The sequence below is a fragment of the Protofrankia sp. Cr1 genome, from assembly GCF_963555865.1.
In the GTDB taxonomy this organism is placed as follows: domain Bacteria; phylum Actinomycetota; class Actinomycetes; order Frankiales; family Frankiaceae; genus Protofrankia.
Window position 1 is genome coordinate 2,159 of record NZ_CAUVXO010000042.1, and the last position, 4,557, is coordinate 6,715.

Genomic DNA, 4,557 nt, shown 5'->3' on the forward strand with positions numbered 1-4,557 from the left:
TGAGGGCCTTGACGATCTCCCAGGCCAATTGACCGGCGGCATCGGCGCCGACTGCGTGCTGGAGTGCGTCGGCACCAACGAGTCCATGCAGCAGGCCCTACGATCCACACGCCCCGGCGGCAACGTCGGCTTCGTCGGCGTCCCACACGACGTCACCATCCCCGGCGAGGACTTGTTCTACTCCCACGTCGGACTGCGCGGCGGCCCGGCCCCGGTACGCGCCTTCCTGTCGGACCTCATCGGCCAGGTACTGGCCGGCCGGATCGATCCCGGCAAAGTCTTCGACCTGACCCTGCCCCTCGACCAGGTCGCCGAGGGCTACCGCGCTATGGACGAGCGCCGGGCCGTGAAGGTACTGCTGCGACCCTGATCCAGTCAAGTGCAACGGAGGTGCACACGTGACGAACCGGGGCAGCAGCGGCGTCTGATTCCGCGCCGCCCGAGCCAGCGACAAGGGCAGACCGCCGTGGCCTACGTGCACCCTTGCATGCCGAGTGGATGACTTGCTTGGGTTCTTGCCTTCGGGGCCGGTGCAGGACCGATCGCTGTTCCCGCGCTCGCTCAAAGCGCCTTAGCGTTATCAAACACTTGATACAAAGTAGCTGCTTGTGTACCATGAAGTCATGGTGAGCAGGCGGCCCTCGGGGCGCTGCCCGGACAATGGTCGAAGGGAATCAGGTAAGATCATGACAAACAGTGCTCCAACAGCGACGCGTGACGGAGTCATTGGGTTCGATGGGACGGAGGTCGTCTCCATCGATCAGGCCACCGGGTCGGAGCTGGCCCGGTATCCGGTTGCGGGCGAGCGGGAGGCAGCTGCGGCCGTCGCCGCTGCCCGTGAGGTGGCCGGGGCCTGGTGGGGCCTCGGGTTCGACGGTCGTGCGCAGCGGCTGCGGGCGTGGCAGCGTGAGATCGCCCGCAGCGGCGAGGAGGTGGCCACGCTCATCCACGCGGAGAACGGCAAGCCGGTCGACGACGCCCGCAGCGAGGTGCTCGCCACGGTGGCGCACCTGCAGTTCGCCCTCGACAACGCCGAACGGGTGCTGGGACGCCGGGATGTCCCGGCCGCGCCCGTCGCACCCAACCAGCGGGCGTGGGTCGAATACCAGCCGTACGGGGTCGTCGGCGTCATCGGCCCGTGGAACTTCCCGCTGATGACCCCCGGCGCCATCGTCATCAACGCGCTCGCCGCCGGCAACGCCGTCGTGCTCAAGCCCAGCCACATCACGCCCGGCGTCGGGCAGTGGCTGGTGCGGGCCTGGGAGCGTGCCGTGCCCGACTTCCCGACCGTCCTGCAGTACCTCATCGGGTACGGGGCCACCGGGCAGGCGCTGATCGCGGCCGGCCCGGACAAGGTCGCGTTCACCGGCAGCGTCGCAACGGGCAAGACGGTGGCTGCTCAATGCGCGCAGACCGTGACCCCGATGCTGCTGGAACTCGGGGGCAACGACGGGGTCATCGTGGCCGAGGACGCCGACCTGGACGACGCCGCCGCGCACATCGTCTGGGGCGCGCTGCAGAACACCGGGCACGGCTGTGTCAGCCTGGAAGTGGCCTACGTCGTCGAGCCGGTCTACGACGCCTTCGTCGAGAAGATCAGCACCCTCGCCCGCGGCATCCGGGTCGGCAGCGACGACGACGCGCAGATCGGACCGGTCCCGCTGACCAGCCAGATCCCCGTCATCCGGGAACATATCCAGGACGCCCTCGACCGTGGCGCGACCGCCACTGTCGGCGGCCTCGACACCGTGGCCGGCGACCGCTACGTCGCACCCACCATCCTCGTCGACGTACCCGCCGATGCCCTCGCCGCGACGGAGGAGACCTTCGGGCCAACCCTGGCGGTCGTCAAGGTCGCCGACACCGAGGAGGCCATCGCCCGGATCAACGCCGGCCCGTACGGGCTGGGCAGCGCCGTGTTCAGCCGCGACCGCGGCGAAGCCATCGCCCGCCGCCTGCGCGCCGGCATGACCAGCATCAACGACGTCCTCGTGTTCTCGATGAACCCCGCACTGCCGTTCGGCGGCCGGGGCGACAGCGGCTACGGACGCAAGCACGGCGGAGAAGGACTGCGGGAGTTCGCCTACCCGCACTCCTTCTCCGCCAAGACCGGCCCCGCCCAACTGTCGGCCTCGACCTTCGACCGCCCGGCCGGCGTGATGGCGCACGCCCTGGCCGCCGTCCGAGACCGGCTCCTGGCCGACGACACCACGAAGATCAACTGACTGACCGGCCGGTCGGGACGCCAAGCCGACAGGCCCGGATGCCCGACGAGGCGGAGGAGACGAGAGCGCCATGGCGCGACACCCGCCGACGGAGGCCGAAGGGCTTGGCGGTGGCAAAGCGTTTGATGGAACCCCAGCGCCATACTCTGTCGGCGTGGAAGGTAATGATCAGGATCCGGTATCCGCTGACGCGCTGGATCGGGTGACGTGGGCGTTGCGGCGGGCGGAGCTCGCCGTGCAGGCCCTTAAGGAGCAACGGCTGCGGCCGCTGGGCCTGCCGGTGGCGCACTACACCCTGCTCATCAGCGTCCATTCCGATCCCGGCCTCACCGGTGCGGAGCTGGCCCGTCGCCTCAACGTCACACCGCAAGCGGTGGCCTCGTTGGCGGACCGGCTGGAAAGCCGGGGCCAGCTGGAGCGCCGATCGCATCCACGCCACCGCCACGTGCAGGAGCTACACCTCACCGACGCCGGCCGTGAGGTTCTTCGCCGTGCCGATGCCGTCGTCGCCGAGGTCGAGAACAAGATCATCGAGGATCTGGGGCGTGCCAATACCGCCCGGTTCAGGACCTTGCTGGAAAAGGTCGCTGACGCGGCCCGCGAAGGATGACAGTGTCCGGAAGCGAGCGCTCCGGCGCGGCTCTTGGGCCGGACGATGACGAACCCGCCGCTATGCCGCTGCGGGCAGTTCCCGCCCCGCTTGCGCCCACACGGGTCGCCAGCGTCGACGGGCGGACCCGACCCGGCGCGATGTGACCGACCCAGTGCGTCAGCCACTGCTCGACGGTGAGCGGCTTGTCACCGATTACGATCTTTATGCCGTCCTCCTGCTGCCGATGGCGGGGCGGGATCGTCCGCCTTCAGCGAACTCGCTTGTGCTTGTCAGCTGGCGTATGGATTCCTCAAGGTCATGGGCGTGTGCGCGATGTCAAGTGCCGGCTGAGGGAAACGGGGGCCTGCCGTGTAGAAGCGGGCCCGGGTTCGGCCGACCGGCTCTAGAACCTGGGCAGTGGTGAGGTCGCGGAGGTCGCGTTGCGCCTGCTGCAGGCTCAGGCCCTCGGCGTGCTCGTAGCGTGAGCGGCGGACGCGTCCAGCCATGGCCACGTCGTGCAGGGCGGTCACCACTCGCTCGTCCAGACCAGTGCTCTCGGCGAATTCGGAGAGTGCGCCCCATACCCGCCCGGAGCGGTCGAGTCGGCCGTGAACGGTCTGGACCTGCTGGTGGTAGGCGGTCAGGTTGAAGCGGATCCAGCTGGAGACGTCCTGGTCGGGAAGGTACTTCGGGCCCCGATCGGTGAGTTCGCGGTAGTACTCCCAGGTGTTGCCGGGACGGCCGAGCCACGCCTCGATGGACGAGAGCTCCGGGGCCAGGACGCCTTCGCGGGCGATCATGAGCTGTCTGCAGCGAACGGGACATCCGGCCGTTCCCGTCGGCCCAGGGGTGGATGGATACAAGGTGCAGATGTGCCATAGCCGCTCGCACCAGCAGGTGGGTGCCGTTGTCGGCGTTGAGCCAGTCGACGAGTTCCTTCATCAGCGCGGGGACGACATCGGCGTCCGGGGCTGTGTAGGCCGCGATGGCGGGATCGCGGGCGTCGGTGACGTAGACGGGGCCCCGGCGCCACTGCCCGGCCGGCTTGCGCACGGCGTGACGGTGGCCTTGCAACATCCAGTGCAGAGCGTTGAGTAGGCCTTTGCTGTAGCTGAAGTCCTCGGCAGCGTGGAGCGTCTGGATATACGTCATCATCCGCTGATAGGCGAGGGTCTCCTCGCGGTTCTCCTCCGAGATCTCGACATCTCGCTCGCCATCCATCAGATCCTCGACGTCGATCGTGGCTACCTTGAAGCCCTCGATGGAGTTCGAGGCTGCGACTGCATCGGCGATCAGGAACTTCCGGAGCCCCTCAGTCCATTTCAACGGCATGGTCTGGATGTGGTGCCGCAGCGCATCCCGCATGCCGTCGATCTCGCTGAGCACCTGATCGTCGGCAGGTCTGAGGGCCGGAGTGGGGTAGAGCATGCATCGACGATAGATTGACGCAATCATCACGTCAAGCTAGACGGTGACCCCAGCGGCTTGCCAGCGCGGCCCGGGTCGCAGCCGTGAGCCGCGGCAGCACGACGCGGACACAGGCGGTGCGCAGCGCCGCAGCCGCGTCGTGGTCGGCTCGAAGGTACAACAGCACGACGAAGTCTGGGCAGTGCAGGTGAAAGGCGTTCTCGTTGTGGAAGGCGAGCGGGACCGAGCCGACATTCCCCTGAATTTTTTCGTTGCCCGCCACCGGCACCACGTCCTACACGAGGGCGCCCGACTTCTCTGCGGCGATCGTTG

The 4,557-nt window shown here is 68.2% G+C and carries 4 protein-coding genes and 1 pseudogene; 3 read left to right on the forward strand and 2 right to left on the reverse strand.

The window, feature by feature from the left end; translation table 11 throughout:
- The 3 genes from U9980_RS06325 to U9980_RS06335 form a co-directional block, all read left to right on the forward strand.
- Positions 1–370, forward strand: a 370-nt coding sequence (locus U9980_RS06325; protein ID WP_322767076.1) for a zinc-binding dehydrogenase, incomplete at its 5' end; no start/stop codon positions are given.
- A gap of 316 nt (positions 371–686) precedes the next feature.
- Positions 687–2,225 carry an aldehyde dehydrogenase family protein gene (locus U9980_RS06330; RefSeq protein ID WP_322767077.1) on the forward strand — a complete coding sequence of 513 codons (1,539 nt, stop codon included), beginning with the start codon at positions 687–689 and terminating at the stop codon, positions 2,223–2,225.
- A 70-nt stretch (positions 2,226–2,295) separates the two neighbouring features.
- A complete protein-coding gene (locus U9980_RS06335) occupies positions 2,296–2,835 on the forward strand; it encodes a MarR family winged helix-turn-helix transcriptional regulator (RefSeq protein ID WP_322767078.1) in 540 nt (179 codons plus the stop codon).
- A gap of 272 nt (positions 2,836–3,107) precedes the next feature.
- Here the strand turns inward: U9980_RS06335 and U9980_RS28455 are convergent.
- Both U9980_RS28455 and U9980_RS06355 read right to left on the reverse strand, forming a co-directional pair.
- Positions 3,108–4,245 (reverse strand): annotated as a pseudogene (locus U9980_RS28455) (Fic family protein).
- A gap of 31 nt (positions 4,246–4,276) precedes the next feature.
- Positions 4,277–4,507 carry a hypothetical protein gene (locus tag U9980_RS06355; RefSeq protein WP_322767079.1) on the reverse strand — a complete coding sequence of 77 codons (231 nt, stop codon included), beginning with the start codon at positions 4,505–4,507 and terminating at the stop codon, positions 4,277–4,279.
- Positions 4,508–4,557: the final 50 nt, after the last annotated feature.